General features: G+C 52.9%; 1 protein-coding gene and 1 pseudogene. One reads left to right on the forward strand and one right to left on the reverse strand.

Annotation, left to right across the window (positions count from 1 at the left end; all coding sequences use genetic code 11):
• Nucleotides 1-326: 326 nt before the first annotated feature.
• Nucleotides 327-629 carry an H-NS histone family protein gene (locus ACNQQL_RS35880; protein WP_347069669.1) on the reverse strand — a complete coding sequence of 101 codons (303 nt, stop codon included), beginning with the start codon at nt 627-629 and terminating at the stop codon, nt 327-329.
• A 660-nt stretch (nt 630-1,289) separates the two neighbouring features.
• On the opposite strand from ACNQQL_RS35880, the pseudogene ACNQQL_RS35885 reads away from it, so the two are divergent.
• A pseudogene (locus ACNQQL_RS35885) lies at nt 1,290-1,502 on the forward strand (transposase); the annotation flags it as partial.
• Nucleotides 1,503-1,630: the final 128 nt, after the last annotated feature.

A 1,630-nucleotide genomic window follows, 5' to 3' on the forward strand; every position in this document is an offset into this window, starting at 1 on the left:
TTTGCGCGTCCGCCGGATCGTCAGGCCAAGGTTCAGGTCGGTCTGTTTCATGTCCTGATTGTCCACGGCAACCGACCTGTTGAACATGCGGGCCTTCGCCAGTTTTGAACATCATCCCTAGCCCTTGGCAATAGCCCTTCAATCCTGATTCACGGTCGTTATGCCCAAGCGCCTCGCACAAATGTTCCAGATACGCCTCGAATGACGTCTCCCAGTCCATCATTCCTCACGCCAAGGATGAAGAAGTTCCTATAATGGATTTATTGACACAGTAAGACTAGCGGCCATTGAGCTCCGTTCGCGGGCTCAGCCGCGAACGCGTCATTTCACTCGGCAACAGGAATCAGAAAGCGGTCGCGGTTCTTTGCGTTGGCGATCCATTGAGGTGCCCTGCCACGACCGCTCCAGATCGCGCCCGTCTTAGGATCCTGATATTTCGGTGCGACGGGCGTGCGCGCACCGGATGTGGCAGCGCGCCGGCGTCCGAACAACTGCTCGGACGTGATGCCGTATTCGACAATCTGTTTACGCATCGCTGTAATGATGCTGTCCAACTCCGCGAGGCGTGCTTCTTCTGCCTGCCGTGCCAACGCATCGGCCTGAGCTTTCAGTTTGAGATAAGTTGCCATGGATGTAAAAGATCTTCGGTTGCACAACGAGAGTGACTAGGCTAGCCGGAACACTCAACCAGGTCAATACGAAATTGGTCATAATCTGGAAATCCTACCGGTCTCGGCATCATTGTCACACGAATTTGATGATATGTTGTTGCTCGACAATTCGAGTTCAACGCGAAGGAATCACTGATTAATATGCAATCGCGCGAGGTGGTCGGCCGACTCTACGCCAGCCGTGCGAATCGAACAGAGAGGCGAGCTATACGATTATCAGTGCCTTTACGTGGCAAGCCGGATCCGGCGTCACCGCGAGACGCTGATTTTGGAATGGGCGTTGCGGATGACGAGTGTGTGGGTATTCCCCGGTGCGGAACGAGAAAATTTCGGGGGAGTGAATGCCGGCAACCGACTCTAGAATGCTTCAGGTTCATTCAAGACTATCCCGAACCATAATCCGCAACTGCGATGAATTTACAGGCTATTTTCCAACGGAAATTTTTATCTGAATTATTTTATATTGCTTTCTGTTGATAATAATTTTCATGTCGACGAACGCCACTGCTATCGATCGAGTTACTCCAACCATCGCCTCCGTGCCAGACAGTGCAGTGGACCGGCCAGCCTTTCGTAGACATCTTCGAGCCATAATTTATGGCAACCGAGGAGGTCAGTATGAGCGGCAAGCGGTACACGGATGAGTTCAAGATTGAGGCAGTCAAGCAAGTCACCGAGCGAGGTCATTCGGTAGCTGATGCGGCGCAGCGACTGAGCATCACGACTCATAGTCTGTATGCCTGGAAAGCGAAGTTCGATAAGCCGGATGTCGTGCGAAAAGCGGAGCTAGACCAGAATGCCGAGGTACGGCGCCTGAAGGCCGAGCTTAAAGGTAATCCCCCGTTTTCCACGGGGTTCAGAAGTAGAAACTAAGCGGCCATGGCCAACCGCTGCTTTGGCGTAAATCCGCCCAAGGCCATGTTCGGGCGGTCCTGATTGTAAGTCCACATCCAATCGGT

The sequence above is a fragment of the Burkholderia sp. LFS061 genome (genome assembly GCF_047978125.1).
In the GTDB taxonomy this organism is placed as follows: Bacteria; Pseudomonadota; Gammaproteobacteria; order Burkholderiales; family Burkholderiaceae; genus Burkholderia; species Burkholderia pyrrocinia_C.

Excerpts from the sequence above, each read along its gene's own strand:
- ACNQQL_RS35880 (WP_347069669.1), bottom strand. The coding sequence starts at position 629 with ATGGCAACTTATCTCAAACTGAAAGCTCAGGCCGATGCGTTGGCACGG.